Source organism: Rhodococcus sp. 06-418-5, from assembly GCF_002258285.1.
In the GTDB taxonomy this organism is placed as follows: Bacteria; Actinomycetota; Actinomycetes; order Mycobacteriales; family Mycobacteriaceae; genus Rhodococcoides.
Genome location: NZ_NOYE01000037.1, coordinates 326,371 through 346,765 on the forward strand (window position 1 = coordinate 326,371; position 20,395 = coordinate 346,765).

Annotated in this window: 23 protein-coding genes; 10 read left to right on the forward strand and 13 right to left on the reverse strand. The window is 66.3% G+C overall.

Annotated features, from left to right (window positions below; genetic code table 11):
* Positions 1–45 precede the first annotated feature (45 nt).
* Together CH274_RS26730 and CH274_RS26735 are read right to left on the reverse strand one after the other, a co-directional pair.
* Positions 46–504: a glutaredoxin domain-containing protein gene (locus tag CH274_RS26730; protein ID WP_094659401.1), complete on the reverse strand. Its 459-nt coding sequence runs from the start codon at positions 502–504 to the stop codon at positions 46–48.
* Entirely contained in the window at positions 497–937 is a 441-nt protein-coding gene (locus tag CH274_RS26735; protein WP_179275874.1) for a DUF3592 domain-containing protein, read from the reverse strand. The genes CH274_RS26730 and CH274_RS26735 overlap by 8 nt, the downstream gene beginning before the upstream one ends.
* A 55-nt stretch (positions 938–992) precedes the next feature.
* Between CH274_RS26735 and CH274_RS26740 the strand changes: the two genes are divergently transcribed.
* Positions 993–1,496 (forward strand): DUF2505 domain-containing protein, encoded by a 504-nt coding sequence (locus tag CH274_RS26740; RefSeq protein ID WP_094659402.1) that lies wholly within the window; start codon positions 993–995, stop codon positions 1,494–1,496.
* Positions 1,497–1,513: 17 nt separating this feature from the next.
* Here the strand turns inward: CH274_RS26740 and CH274_RS26745 are convergent, their stop codons facing one another.
* The 4 genes from CH274_RS26745 to menD form a co-directional block, all read right to left on the reverse strand.
* Positions 1,514–1,996 carry a DinB family protein gene (locus tag CH274_RS26745; protein ID WP_082322361.1) on the reverse strand — a complete coding sequence of 161 codons (483 nt, stop codon included), beginning with the start codon at positions 1,994–1,996 and terminating at the stop codon, positions 1,514–1,516.
* Between the two features lie 86 nt (positions 1,997–2,082).
* The gene (locus CH274_RS29535; protein ID WP_218829243.1) at positions 2,083–2,349 is read right to left on the reverse strand and encodes a hypothetical protein; all 267 of its coding nucleotides are present in this window, start codon (positions 2,347–2,349) and stop codon (positions 2,083–2,085) included.
* Positions 2,350–2,370: 21 nt separating this feature from the next.
* Positions 2,371–2,817, reverse strand: coding sequence for a class I SAM-dependent methyltransferase (locus tag CH274_RS29540; protein ID WP_218829244.1), 447 nt, complete (start codon positions 2,815–2,817; stop codon positions 2,371–2,373).
* A 14-nt stretch (positions 2,818–2,831) separates the two neighbouring features.
* Positions 2,832–4,442: a 2-succinyl-5-enolpyruvyl-6-hydroxy-3-cyclohexene-1-carboxylic-acid synthase gene (gene menD, locus CH274_RS26755; protein WP_094659403.1), complete on the reverse strand. Its 1,611-nt coding sequence runs from the start codon at positions 4,440–4,442 to the stop codon at positions 2,832–2,834.
* A gap of 62 nt (positions 4,443–4,504) precedes the next feature.
* Here menD and CH274_RS26760 point away from each other — a divergent pair, with 62 nt between their 5' ends.
* The 4 genes from CH274_RS26760 to CH274_RS26775 are packed head-to-tail and all read left to right on the forward strand — an operon-like array spanning position 4,505 to position 8,450.
* A complete protein-coding gene (locus tag CH274_RS26760; RefSeq protein ID WP_032393928.1) occupies positions 4,505–5,092 on the forward strand; it encodes a flavin reductase family protein in 588 nt (195 codons plus the stop codon).
* A complete protein-coding gene (locus CH274_RS26765) occupies positions 5,089–6,153 on the forward strand; it encodes an AbrB family transcriptional regulator (RefSeq protein WP_094646909.1) in 1,065 nt (354 codons plus the stop codon). Before CH274_RS26760 ends, CH274_RS26765 begins: the two co-directional genes overlap by 4 nt.
* Positions 6,154–6,199: 46 nt before the next feature.
* The gene (locus CH274_RS26770) at positions 6,200–7,030 is read left to right on the forward strand and encodes a siderophore-interacting protein (RefSeq protein ID WP_094659404.1); all 831 of its coding nucleotides are present in this window, start codon (positions 6,200–6,202) and stop codon (positions 7,028–7,030) included.
* A gap of 22 nt (positions 7,031–7,052) precedes the next feature.
* Complete coding sequence (locus CH274_RS26775) at positions 7,053–8,450, forward strand: DUF2252 domain-containing protein (RefSeq protein WP_094659405.1); 1,398 nt, start codon at positions 7,053–7,055, stop codon at positions 8,448–8,450.
* An 84-nt stretch (positions 8,451–8,534) separates the two neighbouring features.
* Here the strand turns inward: CH274_RS26775 and CH274_RS26780 are convergent, their stop codons facing one another.
* From CH274_RS26780 to CH274_RS26790, 3 genes are read right to left on the reverse strand one after another with little or no spacing between them, the layout of a single operon-like run.
* Complete coding sequence (locus CH274_RS26780; RefSeq protein ID WP_032393924.1) at positions 8,535–8,978, reverse strand: DUF6918 family protein; 444 nt, start codon at positions 8,976–8,978, stop codon at positions 8,535–8,537.
* A 53-nt stretch (positions 8,979–9,031) separates the two neighbouring features.
* Positions 9,032–10,003: an o-succinylbenzoate synthase gene (locus CH274_RS26785; protein ID WP_094659406.1), complete on the reverse strand. Its 972-nt coding sequence runs from the start codon at positions 10,001–10,003 to the stop codon at positions 9,032–9,034.
* Entirely contained in the window at positions 10,000–10,644 is a 645-nt protein-coding gene (locus CH274_RS26790) for a PaaI family thioesterase (RefSeq protein ID WP_094659407.1), read from the reverse strand. The genes CH274_RS26785 and CH274_RS26790 overlap by 4 nt, the downstream gene beginning before the upstream one ends.
* A 67-nt stretch (positions 10,645–10,711) precedes the next feature.
* Between CH274_RS26790 and CH274_RS26795 the strand changes: the two genes are divergently transcribed.
* Genes CH274_RS26795 through CH274_RS26805 form a run of 3 tightly spaced genes read left to right on the forward strand, consistent with a single transcriptional unit; the run spans position 10,712 to position 13,163 of the window.
* The gene (locus CH274_RS26795) at positions 10,712–11,605 is read left to right on the forward strand and encodes a 1,4-dihydroxy-2-naphthoyl-CoA synthase (protein ID WP_094659408.1); all 894 of its coding nucleotides are present in this window, start codon (positions 10,712–10,714) and stop codon (positions 11,603–11,605) included.
* Between the two features lie 7 nt (positions 11,606–11,612).
* Positions 11,613–12,734, forward strand: coding sequence for a GGDEF domain-containing protein (locus CH274_RS26800; protein ID WP_256993705.1), 1,122 nt, complete (start codon positions 11,613–11,615; stop codon positions 12,732–12,734).
* Between the two features lie 48 nt (positions 12,735–12,782).
* On the forward strand, positions 12,783–13,163 hold the full coding sequence (locus tag CH274_RS26805; RefSeq protein WP_032393920.1) for a VOC family protein: 381 nt from the start codon (positions 12,783–12,785) through the stop codon (positions 13,161–13,163).
* On the opposite strand, the gene CH274_RS26810 is transcribed toward CH274_RS26805, so the two are convergent.
* A complete protein-coding gene (locus CH274_RS26810) occupies positions 13,160–14,443 on the reverse strand; it encodes a sensor domain-containing phosphodiesterase (RefSeq protein WP_256993706.1) in 1,284 nt (427 codons plus the stop codon). The two genes, CH274_RS26805 and CH274_RS26810, sit on opposite strands and share 4 nt — an antisense overlap.
* Positions 14,444–14,548: 105 nt before the next feature.
* Entirely contained in the window at positions 14,549–15,898 is a 1,350-nt protein-coding gene (locus CH274_RS26815) for a hypothetical protein (protein ID WP_094659599.1), read from the reverse strand.
* A gap of 146 nt (positions 15,899–16,044) precedes the next feature.
* Here CH274_RS26815 and menE point away from each other — a divergent pair, with 146 nt between their 5' ends.
* A complete protein-coding gene (gene menE, locus CH274_RS26820) occupies positions 16,045–17,133 on the forward strand; it encodes an o-succinylbenzoate--CoA ligase (RefSeq protein WP_094659600.1) in 1,089 nt (362 codons plus the stop codon).
* Positions 17,134–17,310: 177 nt separating this feature from the next.
* Here menE and CH274_RS26825 read toward each other — a convergent pair whose 3' ends face one another.
* Positions 17,311–17,685, reverse strand: coding sequence for a nuclear transport factor 2 family protein (locus CH274_RS26825; protein ID WP_094659410.1), 375 nt, complete (start codon positions 17,683–17,685; stop codon positions 17,311–17,313).
* Positions 17,686–17,838: 153 nt separating this feature from the next.
* Positions 17,839–19,515 carry an alpha/beta hydrolase gene (locus CH274_RS26830; protein WP_256993707.1) on the reverse strand — a complete coding sequence of 559 codons (1,677 nt, stop codon included), beginning with the start codon at positions 19,513–19,515 and terminating at the stop codon, positions 17,839–17,841.
* Between the two features lie 62 nt (positions 19,516–19,577).
* Between CH274_RS26830 and CH274_RS26835 the strand changes: the two genes are divergently transcribed.
* Positions 19,578–20,357: a PIG-L family deacetylase gene (locus CH274_RS26835; RefSeq protein WP_094659411.1), complete on the forward strand. Its 780-nt coding sequence runs from the start codon at positions 19,578–19,580 to the stop codon at positions 20,355–20,357.
* Positions 20,358–20,395: the final 38 nt, after the last annotated feature.

The following is a 20,395-nucleotide window of genomic DNA, read 5'->3' on the forward strand; positions in this document are numbered from 1 at the left end:
CCCCGCAGTCGGCCAGGTATGGACAACGTTACGTGTGGGCCAACGTCACACGAATTGCGCGAGCACCCACGACGGATCGGGGTTGGTGCGGTGTTCGGAGCCCACGAACACGGTCGGGACCGTCTCGTTGCCGTCGTTGACCGACCGAACCCGCGCGGCCGCAGCGTTGAATGGTCGTTCCGCAGGCTCCACTCCTGCCGGATCCTTGCGGATGTTCACCCACACGGCTTTCTTTCCGCGCAGCAGCAGCGCTACCCGCAACCGCAGGCAGAAGATGCATCCAGGACGCCAGTAGACCAACGGCACCGAATTCCGAGTCGCCAGAGTGCGCGAGGCGTCGTCGGACAGGGACCGGGGGTACAGCACCGGCGTCGTCAGGGCGAGAACGAACCCAACGGCGAGCACCAAGACCACGATCGAGGACGCGATGTTGCCGAAATTCACCAGCGTGAACCCGGCCACCGCGGCGAGGGCAGCGATGATCCACTGCTTGGCATTACGCATTCCGGGCCTCCTTGCGTCGTAACCAGAACACCACCGGCCCGGCGATCAGCCAGGTGACGACGATGACCGACCCGGCCGGAACGATAGCGACGGTAGCGTCGCGGCCGGCGACGCGCACCAGTTCGACGTCCGGGTCTGCCTTGTAGTACTCGACCTCGATGCGTTGACCGGCGATGAGGTTGGTGGGGTACAGCACGCCGAGCGCCGGGTTGTGTGTCACGCCGTCGGGTGTGATGAAGCTGACGGCCGAGCGCAACTTGCCCGCGGACAGCACTTCGGCGGTGGCGGTGCCCTTGTCGGAATCGATGGTGACGTCGTTGCGCCAGGCTCCGACCACCAGAAGCACGGCGAGGACCGAAATCGCGCCGGCGACCACGAGCACGACCAGCCGGGTCCGGTACAGCGTTCGGCTGGCTCTGTCGGTAGCGGTCACAGCGATCAGGTTACTTCGCAGCCGACACGACGCCGCTCGGGTAGCGTCTGCACTCATGTCGCGCAGCTTCGAGTTCACCGTCGAATCGTCCAATCCCCCCGCCGACGTGCACGCAGCACTCACCAGCGAGGCCCAGTGGGCAGCCCGTTTCGCCAAGGCGAAGAAGACGGACGGGTACGAAATGACCAAGCACGACGACGGCGGTCTGACGGTCGACATCACCGAAGAGGTCGGCACCTCCGAACTCCCCGGCTTCGTCACGAAGGTGATCAAAGGCAAGCTGATCGTCTCCCGGACCGATCACTGGGGTCCGCTCGAGGGCGACCATGCCGAGGGAACCCTCATCGGCGGCACCACCGGTCTACCGGCCAAGGTGAACGGCACGCTGTCCCTTCGACCCGACGGAACCGGTGCGAAGTTGATCGTCAAGGGCGAATCGACGGTGAAGATTCCACTCGTCGGCGGCAAGATCGAGGACCTGATCAACAAGATGATCAAGGACATGATCGATCAGGAAACCGGCGAAACCCTCGAATGGGTTGCGGCGCAGAAGGGCTGACGACCTACCCTCGTGCCTCAGGATGAGAGAATCTGTTCACGAAGGATGTCGGCATGGCCGCAGTGGTGGGCCAATTCTCTCAGCACCTGGAGATATACCCAGTGCACCGTACGAGGCCCGCTGCGATGACCCGTTACGACGGCATCGAGTGGCACGTCGGCTGCCACCGCTCGAGCAGTTGCGCAGGCCTGTCTGTGCGCCGCGACGACACCGACGATGGTGTCGTGGTCGTCGACAACGAAGGACTCCGCAGGACTGCGAACCAGGCCGAGCTCAACCCTGGACCTACCCCCGATGCATTCCTCGAACCACACCCGTTGCATCCATGTCACATGTTTGAGCAGTCCGAGAAGCGTTGTGGCCGATGGGACCAACCGTTCACGCGCCTGCTCCTCGGTGAGACCGTCGACTATCGCGTCCAGGGCGTTCCGGTACTCCTCGACGAACGCCTCGAGCTGAGCGCGGTCATCGTCCAGCAGAACCTCGAAAGCACCCGCCACTGGTTCTCCTCGATCCGATTGTCGGCCTTGACACGTGCTCGCGTTTCGGATGCGGGCACGCAGCGATCGTAAACCCGGCCGAGAAGCTACCGGTCCGCTGCAGAGTGCGCGTAGAAGATCATCTCTCGCCCCGGCCGGTCCGGCGCGTCGCGCACCTCGCCGACTGTGAACCCATGATCGACGAGGGCACTTTCCACCTCCTCACGCTCGCGGAACCGGAGCGTCGAATCCGACGTCAGAACCTCACCGTCACCGGCGAAGACGTACGTCCACCGAAAGCTGACCAAGGGCCCATCGACCTCGGTGGTCTCCAGCCAACTTTCCACCCGGCCCACCCCCGGAATATCGCGCACTGCACAGGAGTCTCGCTTGTTTCACTCGGTCCAGGCCGTGCGTGCGGGAATGCGAGTCTCGAACACCAGACATCCGTCCGGACGCAGTACATCGCCGATTCGTGTCAGCGTGAGCGACCAATCCTCGTCATCGACGATGGCCTGCGCGACATTGCCCGTCATCGTCACCAGATCGACTTGGAGTGCCGGTAGGTCCCCGGAGTGCCCCTGAACCCACCTGACCTGCTCGGCACCGGGTTTGCGTCGGGCCACTGCCAATGATCCGGCGGCCGGATCGAGCGCGGTGACCGCGATCCCGCGAGCCGCCAGGCGCAAGGCCAAAGTCCCTGTCCCGCAGCCGACGTCGAGCACTCGGCGCGCATTCGATTCCTCGGCTGCCGCCACGTACACGTCCAGATCGGAGCGATCACCCTCGAGCACGTCGTAGATCGCCGTCAATCGAGGATTCTCGAAGATACGATCGGGCATCGACTCGATCCCCTTTACAGCCGCGCCCTGATCGCTGCGTGCAGATCCCGCAGTCCCGATCGCTCGGTGGTCACTTCCAGCACTCTGATTCCCGTGGCACGGCCGGTGAGTTCGGTTGCCAGATCGGCCAAATCGACCAGTCGATGCTCCACACGGTAGGCACCGCACAGCGCGCCGAGATCCATGCCGTGGGGTGTGCCGAACACTCTCTCGAACACCCCCGCGTACTGCGGGTCGCCCTGTTCGAGGAGCTCGAAGATGCCGCCGCCGTCGTCGTTGGCGACCACGATCGTCAGGTCGTCGGGACGTGGTTCACCGGTGCCGATGAGCAGGCCCGCTGCGTCGTGCAGAAATGTCAGATCGCCGAGAAGCGCTATGGTGCGGCGCTTTCCGGCCATCGCGGCACCGATGGCCGTGGAGACGGTGCCGTCGATGCCGGCCACGCCGCGGTTGGAGAGAACCTTCACGTCCGGGGTCGGGGTCGCCACCAGGGCCGCGTCGCGCACGGGGTTGGAGGCTCCGAGCACCAGCTGGTCTCCGGGCTGCAGCGCGGACATCACCACGTCGGCCACGTGCAGCCCAGTCGGCTTGGGATGCTCTCGAAGTTGTTCGTGCACAGCCAGTTCGGCCTTCTCGGACAGAGCGGCGCAGCGCGCGATCCAGGCAGGGTCGGGCGCGCCGGTGGCGACTGCGCGAGTGCCGGTGGCCAGGACGTTGCCGGAGACGTCGGGCCAGCGCGGTCCGGTGGTCAGCGCGATGACGTCGACCGCAGGGTCGGCCAACAGAGCCGAGACCTGGCGATGCAGCGTAGGCCGCCCGGTGATGACTGCCTGGCGCGGCCTCAACTGCGCGAGAGCCAAGGGATGCAACGGGATTCCGTGCAGGGGCGCCGTCGGCTCGGCGACGGTCGGCAGCCCGGCGAGCTCCGGACGCACGGCACCGCCGTGACCGGAGACGACCACGGTGTCGATCGTCAGATCCAGTTCGACGGGAACGTCCAGTGTCGCCTGGGTGGTCGAGGTCCACGGCATTCCGTCGGGCCGACCCTCCGGACGGGCACCCGGGTCTCCGATCGCAGGCACCAACGGCTCACGCAGCGGGATGTCGAAGTGCACCGGGCCCGCGTTGCCGGAGCGTGCGCCGCGCGCTGCGGCGATGACCCGTGAGACCGCACTGCGCCACTGACTGTTCTGCTTGGGCCCTTCCTCGGCGAGCCCGAGGCTGATCGTGGCGCGGACCTGAGATCCGAACAGGCCGAGCTGCTCGATGGTCTGGTTCGCGCCGGTCCCGAGCATCTCGTACGGGCGGTTGGCGCTGATGACGATCAGCGGAATGCGCGCGTAGTTCGCTTCGAGGACAGCAGGCCCCAGATTGGCGACCGCGGTTCCCGACGTCATCACCACAGGGACGGGCTGACCGCTGCCCAGGCTCAGCCCGATGGCCAGAAAGCCGGCGGTTCGCTCGTCGATCCGCATGTGCAACCGCAGACGACCGGCGACGTCCGCCTCCTGCAACGCGAACGCCAACGGAGCGTTCCGCGAGCCGGGACAGAGCACGACGTCTCGGATCCCGCTGCGCGCCAATTCGTCGACGACTGCGGTGGCCTGTGCGGTGGACGGATTCACAGTTTCCAGAGTGTCAGATGCGTCGGTCAGCCGCCGCAACCGGGCTTTGACAGTATTGAGGTGTGCGTACAGTCTTTCGGCCCGACGAGGTCGCTCCCGGTCGCTTCTACCAGCTCCTGACCGCTTCGGTGGTACCCAGGCCCATCGCGTGGATCTCCACCGTCTCCGCCGACGGTGTGGCGAACCTCGCCCCCTACAGCTTCTTCACGGTGTCCTCGGTGGTACCGCCCGTCGTGCAGTTCACCTCGGTGACCCGCAAGGACAGTCTTCGCAACATCGAGGCCACGGGCGAGTTCGTCGTGAACCTGGCGACGGCACCGTTGGTGGATCAGGTCAACAGCAGTTCGGCGAGCTTCGACCACGGCGTCAGCGAATTCGAAGCCGTCGGGATCGAGAGCGAGCCCAGCACCGTCGTGACACCACCGCGCGTGGCCGCCGCTCCGATCGCCATCGAGGCGACGCTGCATCGCGTCGTCGAAGTGGGTAACTGCTTCGTCGTCATGGGCACCGTCGTCGCTCTGTCGGTCCGTCCCGAATATCTGGCCGAGGACGGCCTCCCCGAGTTCGACGCCATCGCCCCGCTGAGCCGCCTCGGCCGTACCGAGTGGGGCTTGCCGCCCGAGGTTCGCGAAATCGAGCGCCCTTCTTGATTCGCTGGTCGCTGCTGGTTCTCGTCACCGTCGGACTGACGGTCGGTGCGGACGCCCTCGGGGTTCCATCGGCAGCCCTGTTCGTCGCGTTGCTGGTGGGGGTGGTCTTCGCTCTCGCAGGTTGGGCACCGACCACGGGCACCGAGCGCGCTCCGCTGCCGCGACGGCTCGGCATGGCGGCTCAGGCGGTGCTGGGCGTCGAGATCGGGACGCTGGTGCAACGAGACACACTCGGCTCACTGGGCGATGCGTGGTTGCCGGTGCTGCTGGCATGCGTCGGAACGCTCCTGTTGTCCATCGCCGCGGGCGCGCTGCTGGGACTGCGCAAGGACATCGATTCACTGACCGGTGCGCTGGCACTGGTCGCGGGCGGCGCGTCGGGCCTGGTGGCCATCGCCCAGGAACTCGGCGGCGACGAACGCGTCGTTGCGGTGGTGCAGTACCTGCGGGTCGTTCTCGTCACCACCACCCTGCCGCTGGTGGCGACGCTGGTGTTCCGGGCGCAGCCAGGGCACTCGACCGCGATCGCCGATTCCGGAGCTCCGCTGTACGTGGACCTGGTTTTCGTGCTGGTCTGCGGCGCGATCGGCGTACTGCTCGCGCGTGCGCTGCGCTTTCCTGCCCCGGCATTGCTGGGCCCACTGATCATCGCCACGTGCGCCGATGTCCTCGGGTTCTCGTTCGACGCATCGGTTCCCACGTTGCTGCTGTGGGCGGCGTACATCGTGATCGGGTGGCAAGCGGGTCTGCGATTCACCGTCGCGAGCCTGAAGTCCATCTCGCGGGTGCTGCCGTCCGCGTTGCTGCTCATCATCGCCGTCACCGTCGGGTGCGCGTTGCTGGGGCTGTGGTTGGCCTCGTCGACGGGCACCAGCGGATACGAGGGCTACCTCGCCACCACCCCGGGTGGGGTGTACGCGGTACTGGCGATCGCGGCATCTACCGGAGCGAACGTCACGTTCGTCGTGGCAGCGCAGGTGATCCGAGTGTTCATGATGCTGTTCGCGGTGCCGATGGGAGCAAAGGTCGTCCAGCACTACCGACGAGATCGACCCGAGTGAATCGACGCGACCCCATTCGGAGTTAGGGTCCACTAATCTCACCGGCATGGCCAAGTACGTCAAACCCGATCATCCGGCGTTCTACCGTCTGCACGTCCTCGCCGCCGAGAAGATCAGTTCCGGTTTCGTCAGAATCACCCTCGGGGGCGAGCCGCTCGCGGACTACCGGTACATGGGCTACGACCAGTGGTTTCGACTGTTCCTGCCGCAACCGGGGCAGGGCGAACCCCGCATACCCAGCACGACCTCCAAACTCTGGTACGCCCAGTATCTGACCTTCTCCAAGGACACCAGACCGGTGGTTCGCAACTACACCGTCCGCCACTTCCGGCCCGCAGGCCAGGGCCGATTCAGCGAGGGTGCGGAGCTCGACGTCGACTTCGTCGCACACGGCGGCGAACACGGCGAGGCAGGTCCGGCGTCGTCGTGGGCTGCGCAGGCCGTACCCGGAGACCGCGTCGCGATTCTCGACGAGGGCCGCATCTACAACCCGGACACCGAACCCTCGTGGCAGTTGCTCGTCGGCGACGAAAGTGCTGCTCCGGCAATTCTCGGCATACTGCGATCCTCGCCTGCGGACCTGCGGGCCGTGGTGTTCGTCGAAGTCCCCACCGAGGCAGACATCCAGCATCAGGACGTGCCGCCGGGCGTCGAGCTGAACTGGATCGTCCGACCCGACCGGCATGCCAAACCCGGCGAGGCCGCACTGACCGCCGTGCAGCAGGCCGAACTTCCCGGCGGCACCCCGTACGTCTACGTGGCAGGTGAGCAGGGCCTGGCGACGGGCCTGCGCAGATACCTGGTGAACGACCGCGCAGTACCGAAATCCAGCATCTGCTTCACCGGATACTGGAAGTTCGGTAAAGCCGCCGGATAGCACTGGATTAGTGTCATCTCACATGTCCGGCTTGGGAAAAGGTCACACGGTCGTCACCGACTCGGTCGAGGTGGACGGCGCGTCGTTCGCCTCGCTGCGAGCCCGTCCTCTCCCCCGCGCCGAGCGCTACGAACTGGGTCGACGCCTACGCGAGAAGGTTCCGATCGCCTCCCTGGGTGACTGGGCGGCACCACCGGATCGACCCGACCCGGTCAAGCAGATCGACTACTCGCACCAGGGCCGCATCGAGTGGCTGATACCGACGCGCCTCGAGCGGATGATCGAGTCCCCCTACGGCTTTCTGCGCGGCACGGCCATCGTCATGGCCCGAGACGTGGCGATGCTGCCGTCGACCGGCATCAACCCGGTCATCAGCGGCGACGCCCACCTCGGCAACTTCGGTTTCTACGCCTCACCGGAACGTGACCTCGTCATCGACCTCAACGACTTCGACGAGGCCCACCCGGGAGCCTGGGAGTGGGATCTACGACGCCTCGCCGCGAGCATCTGGGTAGCCGGGCGGCAGAACGGCCGCACCGAGGATCAGTGCCGTGACGCCGTCACCGCCTGTGTGTCCGCGTACCGCATAGAGGTGGCCAGACTTGCCGACGAGCCGCTGATGTCGCGTTCGTTCCAGCGTCTGACCGCCGAGAAGCTGCAGCGTGACGCCACCGAAGGGTCGCTGCGCAAGGAGATCAAACGCGCCACCAAGAAGGCGCGTCGACGCACCAGTGACCGCGTTCTGCCGCGTTTCACCGAGAAGCACGAGGGCAAGCGCAGAATCGTCGAGGAGCCGCCGATCACCACGCGCATCTCGGCGAAGGACGAGGAACTTCTCGCCGTCGGACTGGACGAGTATCTGCTCACCCTGACCCCGCACTGGCGTCGAGTGCTCGGTGGGTACACGTTGATCGACGTGGCGCACCGCGTGGTGGGCGTCGGCAGCGTCGGCCTGCGGGCGTATGTGGCTCTGCTCGAGGGCACCAGCGAGGACGACGTGGTGTTTCTTCAGCTCAAGCAGGCCAGACGCTCGGTGCTTGCGCCGTACGTGCACGGCGAATCGGCCTGGCACGACCATCAGGGGCAACGCGTCGTCGAGTATCAGCAGGATCTGCAGACCGTCAGCGATCCGCTACTGGGCTGGACGACCATCGCCGGACGTCAGTACTACGTACGGCAGTTCCGCAACATGAAGGGAACGATCGACCTGTCGTCGATCGATGCACCCGCGCTGGTCGACTACGCACGGGTGGTGGGCCGTCTGCTGGCCAAGGGTCACGCACGCACCAGCGGCGCGTCGATGATCTCGGGATACGCGGGTGATTCCGATGCCCTCGAGGTGGCGCTGTGCCGCTTCGCGCAGCTGTACGCGGATCAGACCGAAGCCGACTGGGAGCGATTGAGCGCTACGCGCATGTGAGTGTGGAGCCCTCGGGTCGTTCCGCGGGCTCCACTCCCACCTCGTAGCAGGCTACGAATTTCCACTCACATGCGGCGAAGCCGCTCAAGCGTGCTTGGCGACCAGGTCACCCACGCGAGGCAGTGCCTCGATGACGTTCTTCTTCGCCGAGCCACGCAGGCTGCCGTAGAACTTCTTGACGACGGACTTGTCGGTCTCCTCGATGCGTGCATCGGTGACCGAGAGCAACGCGTCGGATGCGGCGTCGCCGTTGGCGACGAGATAGTCACCGAACGTGCCCTGCGGGGCAGCGTTGTACGACTGCCAGAACGGGTCGAGCTTGTCGACGAAATCGGGCCACAGAGCCGAGACCGCGCTGTCGATGTACGACGGCCCGACCTTCTTCACTGCGCCGTATCCCCCCTTGACCGCGAGGCCACTCGCGCCCTTCTTGTCCGCGACCTCGGCATCGATCAGAGCCAGAACGTCGACGCGCAGAGCGTCGGCCTTCGACTCGTCGAGCAGCGAATCCTTGAGTGCAGCAACCACTTCGAACTTCCTCCCAGATGTGTCAGCGGCCCCGTCGCGGACCGGGCGCAACACTACCGCAGAAGGGCGTGGCAACGCCGAACTCGCTCGATCCACCACTGCGTGCGATCGGCATCGGCATCGAGCTCGATCAGCGCCTGGGCGTCGGGTTCGAGACTGCCGACGGGGTACGTTCCGTCGACCACCTCCGGCGCAGGTGCGACGTCTCGAACGAACAGTGCGCCCGTTCCCAGACCGCAGGCGAATTCGAGGTGCGGCAACGCCGCGGCAGCGGCCAGACCGGCCGAGATTCCCACCGCCGAATCCAGAGCACTCGACACCACCACCGGAACGCCGTACTCCCCCAGCTCGCCGGCCAGCTCGAGCACCGCGCGCATCCCACCGAGCGGGGCGACCTTGAGCACCGCGATGTCGGCTCCGCCTGCCCGGACGACCTTCATCGGATCCTCGGCTCGGCGAATGCTCTCGTCCGCTGCCACGCGAACTCCCGGAGCCCGGCGACGAAGTTCGACGAGTTCGGCAACGGTGGCGCACGGCTGCTCGGCGTACTCGAGCGGACCGTCGGCGGTCAGGGCCGTCAGCGCCGCTACCGCCTCGTCGACGGTCCAGCCTCCGTTGGCGTCGACCCGAACCCGCGGGACCAGCTCGCGCACCGCGCGCACCCGGGCGACGTCGTCGGCGAGCGTCTGCCCCTTCTCGGCCACCTTCACCTTGGCGGTCTCGGCCCCGGGAGATCGGCTCAGCACCGATGCCACCTCCGAGGCCGCCACGGCGGGGACCGTCGCATTCACCGGGATGCGTCGACGCAGTGGGCTCGGCGGGCCGTCCCACGCGGCCTCGATCGCCGACGCCAACCAGGGTGCCGACTCGACGTCGTCGTATTCGGGGAACGGTGAGAATTCACCCCACCCGGCCGGCCCACGAACGAGCATCACCTCGCGGGTGGTGATGCCGCGGAACTTGGTCCGCATGGGCATCGAGAGCACATGCGCGCCGTCCAGAACGTCGTCGATCGGGGGGATCATTGCTGCCCCGGGAGCAACTGCACCATCAACGCCTCGCAGTCGGCCAACAGGGTGCCGTCGAGATCGGTGAGCCGAGCGTTGATGAACGTCTTGCGCCCCTCGACCCGATCCACCGCGCCCTCGACGACCAGCTCGGTGTTCAGCGGCGTCACCTTGCGGTAGTTGATGTGCAGGTACGCCGTCCGGCTGATGGGCCTGCCGTAGGCGTGCTGGATCAGGCCGAAGAGGTCGTCGAACAGCAGCGGCAAAGTGCCGCCGTGCGCGGCGGAGTTACCACCGAGGTGGAAACGACGGAACATGCCTCGGCTGCGCACGCCCTCGGCGTCGATCTTCTCGATGATCCACGGCAGCAACAGCAGCGAACCGCGACCGGGCAGCCGAGGAACTCGTCCGGCGGTCTGACGCCCCTCGGCCACCACGTGCGGGCTCAACAGCTCGATCAGTTCCCTGGCCTTGTCCGCTGCCGCCGCGGTCACGTCGGCAGGCAACGAGGTGGACACCGCGAGGTCCTGCACCGTGCGCAGCGCCTCGAGCAGCTGCCCGTACTCCGGGCCCACCTTCGCCGGCACGAAACGCGGGAAGCCCCCGTGGTGGTCGTATTCGGGGTCGGAATCTCGGTCGAGCTCGATCGGGTCGGTCATGACTGCACGCTAGCTGCACCGACCGTTCGGCACGGAGTCAACCCCGGCCACCGTTAAGCTGGCGCCCGTGACCTTCACTCCCGCACTGTGGCGTCCCGTTCCCGGCTTCGAAAACCTGACCGACATCACGTATCACCGCCACGTGTCCGACGCGACCGTGCGAGTTGCGTTCGATCGGCCCGACATTCGCAACGCATTCCGGCCGCACACCGTCGACGAGCTCTACCGCGCCCTCGAGCATGCACGGGTGAGCTCCGACGTGGGAACGGTGCTGCTCACCGGCAACGGTCCGAGCAGCAAGGACGGCGGCTGGGCGTTCTGCTCCGGTGGCGATCAGCGCATTCGCGGTCGCAGTGGTTACCAGTACGCCGACGGGGAGACGGCCGACACCGTCGACAAGGCCCGCGCCGGACGCCTGCACATCCTCGAGGTGCAGCGCCTCATTCGCTTCATGCCCAAGGTGGTCATCTGCTTGGTCAACGGCTGGGCGGCAGGAGGCGGGCACAGCCTGCACGTGGTGTGCGATCTGACTCTCGCGAGCCGCGAGCATGCCCGGTTCAAGCAGACCGATGCCGATGTCGGCAGCTTCGACGGTGGTTACGGTAGTGCGTATCTGGCGAAGATGGTCGGTCAGAAGTTCGCCCGCGAGATATTCTTTCTCGGCGAGACGTACTCGGCCGAGGAGATGCACCGGATGGGCGCAGTGAACAAGGTGGTCGATCACGACGAGCTCGAGAACACCGCGATCGAGTGGGCTGCCAAGATCAACGCGAAATCACCTCAGGCACAACGAATGCTGAAGTACGCCTTCAACCTGCAGGACGACGGCCTGGTAGGTCAGCAACTGTTCGCCGGTGAAGCCACCCGCCTGGCCTACATGACCGACGAGGCCGTGGAGGGTCGCGACGCGTTCCTCGACAAGCGCGAGCCCGACTGGTCGCCGTTCCCCCGATACTTCTGACCTACCGGTGATTTCGACGTCGAACCGCCGAAACCACCACAGTGCTGCGGGCGCTCTGCGAGCCTGGTTCACCCAGCCCTACGACTATCGCTGGATGGCGGACTTCCAGAACTCCCGGCCCGCCGGAAGAATCATCCGGTGGGTGTTGGCATGCCTGACGCTCAATTTCGGTGTGCTGGCGGTGGTGTCGTTGTTCTCCGAGGACACCACACGCAGCCCGCTCGCCATCGCCTGGAAATCGGCTCTGATCGTCATGGTCGTGGCCGTCAGCGCGGCCTGGATCATCAGACCGTTTCCCGGCCGGCTCGGGGTGGTGGCCTTTGCGGTCTTCGCCGATCTGGGGACGGCGTCGACGCTGTGGATCAACCCGCTCACGGACGCCCTGCTGACGTGCACGCTGTTCGCCGTGATCGGAACGTTCTGCACGTTCTGCCTCAGCCCCCGCTGGCTGCTGGCGCACCTGGTGTTCGCGGTGACATGCACTCTCGTTGGCGCCGCAGCGACGTACTCCCGCGGGGAGGTGGACATCGCATCACTGATCTTCCGGACGAACGTCGTGCTGCTCACGATCGCCGCAGTTCCGCTCGTCTCGCACCTGTTGATCACCATCCTGACCGACGATGCGCGTCGTTCGTTGCTCGATCCGTTGACCGGCCTGGCCAATCGTCGCGGTCTCGACGCTGCCATCGACGGTGTGTGGCCACGCGGCCGAGAGAAGGATCAGTGCTCGGCGGCAGTGATGATCGACATCGACCGGTTCAAATCGGTGAACGATCTGTACGGGCACGAGGAAGGCGACGCGGTCATCCTGCGCGTCGCCCAGCGTCTACGCGCACATCTGGGCGAATACGGTGTGGTCGCACGCACCGGCGGGGAGGAGTACCTCGCCGTCGTCTCGACGTCCCGCCTCCACATCGACGCGCTGGTCCACGGGGTGCGCCGAGCACTGCGCGATCCCGAGGATCCGATTGCGGTGACGGTCAGCGTGGGGGCTGCGATCGTGCACGCGGGTTCACCGGTGTGGGATCAGAACATCGACGTCGTGACGCGGGCAACGCGGATGGCGGATTCGATGATGTACGAGGCGAAGGCTGCCGGCGGTAACCGAATCGCGACGACCCAACTGTGAGAGTGGAGCCTGCGGAACCACCTCGGGTGACCGTGGTATCCATGCGGGGTGGACATCCTCGCTTCTCGGACAATTCTGCGACCCGTCGACTACGAGAGGACTCTCGCGTTCTACCGTGACGGTCTGTCGTTGGCAGTGTGTCGCGAATACCCCGGCGGGACGGTGTTCTTCGCGGGTCAGGGTCTGCTCGAGATCGCTGCGCATCATCGCGGCGACGAATCGGGTTCGTTCTCCGGCGCGCTGTGGTTGCAGGTACGCGATATCGCCTCTGCTACAGAGGAATTGACGGCCGCCGGGATCGAGATCGTGCGTGAGGCACGCACCGAGCCGTGGGGCCTGATCGAGATGTGGATCGAGGATCCGGACGCGATTCCCATCGTGCTGGTGCAGATCCCGCAGGATCATCCGCTGCGAAAGGACAACCGCTAGCCCGTCGACGCGTCGTCGGCGATCGCGCGCAGCACCGCCGTTGCCGACTGCGGCCTCGACCACAGATACCCCTGAGCCAGAGTGCACCCGAGTTCGAGCGCAGCGTCGGCCTGTTCGCGACTCTCGATGCCCTCGACGATCATCGTCAGATCGAGATCCTTCGCCACTCCGGCCAACGACCTGATCATCGCCCGTCCGGCCACGGTGTCGACGAATCGCGTCAGGTGCCCGTCGATCTTGATACCGTCGGGCTGAAGGGTCACCAGCCGTTCGAGTGAGGACCAGCCCGAACCGAAATCGTCCAGCAGCACCCTGAAGCCGAGCCGATGCACGTCGTCGATGTGCCTGCGCAGCAACGGCCCCGGCGTCACGGCGGTGGTCTCGGTGAGCTCGAGCGAGATCGACGACGGCGACACCCCGGAGGACGCGATGGCGCGCTGCAACTGACTGACACCGTCGGGATGGGCCAGGTGGCGTCCCGAGATGTTGACGGTCAGCCGCAGGTCCGGACGATGGACGTGCCACTTCTTCATTTCGACCGCGGCCTGCGCGAGCACACTGAGGTCGACGTCGATGATCAGTTCACTGGCTTCGGCGAACGGCACGAAGTCCGCAGGCACCACCATCCCGCGAGTGGGGTGATGCCAACGCGCCAAGGCCTCGAAGCCGACGATCTTCTCGGTCCGCAGATCCACGATCGATTGGAACCAGGGGACGATGTGGCCGTCGGCGATGGAGTCGGCGATGTCGTTGTCGCTCCCGAGCCGGCTGACGCCCGATCCGACGCGGCGATGCAGGTCGAGTTGTTCCTCCAGCACCGACGCGAACTGTTCGAGTTCGCGCATCTGCTCACCCGAGAGCGAGCGCGTCGTGCGATCGAGCAGGCAGAGGGTGCCGATCACCAGGCCCTCGCGCCCGCGCAGCGGAACCGACGCGTAGGACGCGATGCCGTTGTCGTCGAGGATGGCGCGCTGCCGGGTGGTGGCATGGACGCGACCGTGCGCCACGACGGCGGGTTCGCCGGAGCGCACCACGTCGTCGCAGAGGGTGTCGGCTCGTACGACCGTCGACACCGGCGGTCCGCCGACGTTGACCAGCGTGTACTGAGTGTCTTCGTCGAGCACGTTGAGCTGCGCGATGGCGAATCCGACGCTGCGTGCGGCGAATTCGACCGTCGACCGCAGAGCGGGCGTCGTCGCCTCGACATCGAGGTATCGACGAGCCGAGTCGCTCTGCCGGCGAGACCGAGAGCGCGCGGTGTCCGCGACCTCACCGTCCACCGGCATCACCTCGCAACGAACCGCCGGGCCCGTTCTGGAACCGGATCCAGGTGAGCTTAACCGGGCCACATCTGCAGTTTCGACCGATAGGCCATCCGAGAGCGGTCACAACGACGGATAGCGCGTATGGAGCAGCCGATGCCGCAGCACCGCCGCGGCGAGTCGCTTGCCTTCGTCCGTCGCGACCGAGCCGGACGGCTGCGGCCCCGACGCGTGAGCCGGTTCCGGCAACTCGAACGCCCCCAGGGCGCTCAACTCGGCGACCAGGGTCCGAGCGAGCGGCTCGGCATGCTCGGCAGCAGGCTCCTCGCCGGAATGCGTCCACCCCTCGGCCCGCAGCAGACGCGCCAGGTCGTCTGCCGTCGCTTCCACGTCGGCGACATCGTGACCGACGATCATGCGAGCCAGAACGACCTCCGCGGCAATCGTGTCCGGGTGATATTCGGTGCCGACGATGCCTGCGGTGAGCACGCGCCACAGCCCGTCGGAGCTGAGCTGCCGAGTTCGGGCCGTCGGTACCAACCGCCCGGCGGACCGACGCAGCAGACGCACCCTCATCAGGAGGCGTCGGACGATCAGTACCTTCTCCGTGTCGAGTTCGCGGCCGACATACAACGGACGTTCGGCCGGAGGAAACACCGTGTTCGCGATGCCGGCCACCACCTCGTCCGGCAGGTACCCGGCGTCGGTCAACGCGACGCCGTCCCCGACGCATCCGATGAAACTCTCGAGCCTGCGCACACACCCGTACACCGGCTCGGCGGCCTCGTGCAGCGCCTCGCGCAGCCCCAGATACAGCTCGGCCCGCGGAGCGCTGTAGTTGCTCCACAACTCGATGCGGTGGTCGAGCAGCTGTTCGAGCAGAACTGCCTCGGAGTCGTCCTTGCCTCGATCGGAGGTCAGCACGGCATCGGTGACGCCGCGTCGACGCATGGCCAGAGCGTTGGTGCCGAGCGGTCGCCCACCGGGCTTCGACGGCTCGAACTCGCCGGCGATGGTCGCCACTTCCAGCGTCTCGCCGATCTTTTCCACGATGACCCGCTCGACACCGGTCGGGGCGTCCTGCCAGGTGACGAGCTCGGTATCGACGGCACCGATGCCCGACTGTTCGGTGGCGGCGCGATAGTGCTGCAACCACGCGGCGTCGTCGGGTGCTCGCACCAGCTCCTCGGTGACGGCGCTTCGGGCGATCTCCGCGTATCCGACGCGTCCGAGCCGGTCGAGCAGGTCACCGAGGGCATGTGCGATGTCGACCGCGCGATCGGGCCCCTCGGCCGCGTGACGCAGATACACCCACAGGTAGGTCTGTACGGAATGTTGCGTCGGGCCCGCGGGCGGAGACACATCCACCAGACCGTCCCAGCCCAGACGCGCGTCGGCGGCGAGCGCGGGATCGACGGAATCGAAGTACGACAGAGCTGCCCACACCGCGTCGTCCATGCCCGATCCCTTCACGATGTTCCACTGTTCCACAGCGACTCGATCTCGGGTGACAACCGCGGACCCGTAGGTGCTCCCGTCCGCGATCGAGCCGTGCGACTAGCCTCGAGTCCGTGCTCGAGAGCGTATCCATTCCGTCGGGGCCTGCGGCGGCGGAGATCATGCCGCGGCTGAGCCGCATGCTCGCAGGCGACGGCCCGGCCCTGCTTCCCGTGCCCACCGACGATCCGCGTGAGACCGAGCGCCTGCACGACGCGCTGGCACCGGGAACCCCCATCGACGACGGCGTCGCCCTGGTCGTCGCGACCTCGGGAACGACGGGTGTCCCCAAGGGAGCCATGTTGTCCGCTTCTGCACTGGTGGCCTCGGCGACGGCCACCGAGGAACGACTCGGCGGACCGGGGTCGTGGCTGTTGGCGTTGCCCGCACACCACATCGCCGGAATGCAGGTACTGCTTCGCAGTGTGCTCGCCGGAACCTCGCCCGTCGTGATGGACGTGTCGACAGGTTTCGATCCCTCCGCTCTGATCGACGCGGTTGGCCTGATGTCGGGACCCCTGCGCTACACCTCACTGGTCCCCGGACAATTGGTGAAGGCATTCGAGATCCCCGAAGCGATCGCGGCCCTCGCCTCACTGGACGCAGTCCTCCTCGGCGGGGCCGCGACACCGGCACCGCTGCGAGAGAAGGCACAGGACGCGGGCATCCGATTGGTGCGGACCTACGGAATGAGCGAAACGGCAGGCGGCTGTGTGTACGACGGAGTTCCACTGCACAGCACCGTCGTACGCATCGACGACGGCAGGGTCGTGCTGGGTGGAAAGACCGTGGCCTCGGGCTACCGCGGGCTACCCGATCATCCGGCGTTCGCCGAACCCGGATGGTTCCGCACCGACGACGCCGGAACCATCGTCGACGGGGTCCTGAGCATCTCCGGACGACTCGACGAAGCGATCTCGACCGGCGGACTGACCGTCGTGCCGCAGGTCGTCGAGGCTGCACTGGCAACACACCCCGCAATACGAGAATGCGCCGTCGTGGGATTGCCCGACGAGCGACTCGGCCAGAAAGTGGTGGTCGCAGTCGTCGCCTCTGCTCCGGTGACATTGGCGGACCTACGCACCCACGTTGCTGCCTCGCTCGACATCACCGCCGCACCACGCGAGTTGTATCTACTCGACTCACTACCCACACGAGGTCCGGGAAAACTGAACAGGGCCGAACTGCGCACCGTGCTGCAGAAACTCTAGGTTGCGGCGCACTCTCGTCGAGCACAGTGGTTGTGCGCGGTGGTCTTCGATCGGCCGCTGGGGCGCCCGGTCGACCGCACACGCGCGCGCAGTTGTCAGGTGCGCGCGCAATAGTGAGCGAACAGGTGACGAACCTGCGCGCGTTCGGCAAACGCGCGCGCGTTTGCGCCGGAGTGATCATTCGAGCGGCGTGCCTTGATGGTGCACCAGTTCCCATCCGGTGTTCGTGCGCCGCCACAGCGAGGTTCTACGGGCGCGCATCCTCGACGTTCGGGAAATCCACTGCAGCAGAACATAATCTGGACCGATCACCCGTCCGACGGGTTCGATCATCTCGATCTCGACGGAGCCTTCGGTACCGAGCATGTCGAGTATCGACGACTTGTCCCACACCGTGCCCGACGCTCCGACCTCGGTGAAGTCGTCGGCGAGCAGACGGGCAAGCCTCTTGCGGTCGCGTCGACATTCGGCAGTCTGCAGCTCTCGTTCGAGGTCGAGAACCGTCGACACGTCGTTGTCGGCGCTGGGTCGACCGGCGGAGGCAGGCGGCACGGAATGCACTGTTTCACGCACGAATGCGCGCGCAATTGCCAGGTGCGCGCGAAACAGTGACCGAACAGGTGGCGAACCTGCGCGCGTTCGGCGAACGCGCGCGCGTTTGCGGCAGAGGTGGGCGGTAAACCGAACACCCGATCACGCGACGCCTCAGCCCGCCATTTTCTCGTACAACCGCGTCACATCGGCGTCGGACCAGCCGGGCGGCTCGAGGATGTCGGCCCACATGTTCACGGCGTCGGCTCCGTAACTGTGGCCGTGTCCGTCGTCGACGTCGGTGGAGAAGACCTGATCGAACGTCAACTGCCAGAAGGTCACGAACGGGAACCACTGCACTCCTGGGTCGACGTCGGTGCCGCGGGGTTCGCGTAACCAGTCGGGCCGGTTCAGGATCAGGTCCGGTGACCACCACACGATCGGGTCGGATGCATGCTGCCAGTACACGATTCGCGGCGCTTCCCACGGTCCGTCGATGTCGAGATCACCGGACGAACTCGCGAAGCGCACGTGTTCGCCGCCGTCGACGACGGGCAGTATCTCGCGAGAACCGGCGTCGCGTCCGGCCGTGATGCGTGCCCATTGGGGGGTGAAGTTCGGGTTGCCGACCCACAGGGCACCGTCGATGCGCGCGATCATGTCCTGCGCGCCGCTGAACGCGTCCTGTCCGCCGTAGGCACCGAGGCTTTCACCGAACAACACCAGCTTGGGTCGCGCATCCTCGGGGAGTTCGCTCCACACCGCGTACACCGCCTCGAAGAGGGCTCGTCCGGCGTCCTGCGGAGTCTGCCGATCGGCCAGAAATGCCATCGGGCTCTTCAGAAACGAGTACTGCATCGACGCGATCGCCGAGTTGCCGTCGTACAGGTATTCCACAGGGCGAGCGACGTTTTCGTTCACCCAGCCGCGTCCGGTCGTCGTCGCGACGCCCAGTACAGCGCGGGAGAATGCGCCGGTGCGTTCGAGCTCGGCCACCACCCGATCGGCGACGCCTTCGACGGTGTCCGCGGACTCCACGCCCGCGTAGGCACGGATCGGTTGCACCGCAGGCCTTCCGGTGAACTCACTGATCTCGTCCGGTGATACCCCGGACACGACGAAGCGTCGCCCCTCCTGCCTCAGGGATTCCCACTCCTCGTTCGAGGCGTCCGAACCAGACAGTTCGGCCGCTGTGGGCTTCTCGACGCCCTCGTGGTTCCCGCGGTCCGCAGTCGAGGCCGACTGCTCCGCGACCGCAACGATGCCGCGAACGAGTGCGCCGTTGACGGCGAACACCACCAACAGGGCCACGACGATCACGCTGGCGATCCGTGCGACCGGCTTCGGCACGTATTGCTTGCCCCACCGCGTCAAGGCCTGAGAAGCCCGCCGCAGCAGACGACCCAACGCCAAGACAGCAACGGCCACCACCAGGGAGACGACCAGTACCGCGACGTACAGCGGCCTGCCGGGGTCCTCCACACCGACGAGCTTGCGAACGATCTGCTGCCACCACGATCCCAGGATCAGAAACAACGGAATGGCCACCGCCGCAGCAACAGCCAACGCCCACCACCCGCGTCGACGCCACTGCTCGGACCAGTCCGGCGACACCCCGCAGGTTCGAACCACCCACGCGATCAGGCAGCCGACGCCGTATCCGATCGCGACGCTGATACCGGTGGCCACCGCCTGCAGGTACCAGACGCGGGGCAACAGGGACGGCGTCATCGACAGCGCGAAGAACACCACGGCGAACAACAGGCCGAGGGGACGGAGCGCGCGGCAGTACCGATCCGCTCGCGAGTCCTGCCAGAAGGAGCCGATCCGGGCCAACCGCCGTGTGGTCACGTCCTGATCGTATTTCTCGGCCGACTGGGCTGCACCTGCTTCGACGTGCAAGCATTCAGGACATGAGTGTCCTGGTTTGCTTCCATGCACATCCCGACGACGAGGTATTCGGGACCGGCGGGGTGATGCGCCTCGCCGCCGACGCCGGCCATCGCGTCGTCCTGGTCACCGCCACCGACGGTGCCCTCGGCGAATACCCCGACGGCATCCTCGCCGAGGGCGAGACGTTGGCCGAGCGCAGGCGCATCGAGCTGGATCGTTCGGCGGCCGCTCTCGGTGTCGCCCGCATCGTGCGGCTGCACTATGCCGATTCCGGTATGGCCGGCACTGCAGAGAACGCGAACCCCGACGCGTTCTGCAACGTCGATGTCGACACGGCGGCCCAGCGATTGGCCGAGGTGCTGCTCGAAGAGAAGGCCGACGTCGTCACCATCTACGACCCGAACGGTGGCTACGGTCACCCGGACCACATCCAGGTTCACGTCGTCGGCAAGCGCGCCACCGAGATCGCCGAGACTCGCTTCGTGTACGAGACCACCACCAACCGCGATCACATGCGCAGACTGATGGAGGCCAATCCGCACTGGGGCGAGGAAGCCTCACCGCCGGACATGGAAACCTTCGGTCTGCCGGAAACCGAGATCACGACGGTGGTCGACGTGTCCGGCGCGATGGACGCCAAACGGGCAGCGATGGAAGCCCACGAAACACAGATCGGCGACTTCGGACCGTTTCTGCAGATGTCTCCGGAAGACCTCGCCACCACGTTCGGCACCGAATGGTTCAGAAAACTCCGCGGCACCGGCGGCGTCGGGCTCACGGAGACCTCGCTCCCACTCTGACCTGGCCGGACAGCGGACGCAAGCGCGACGTACGCGTC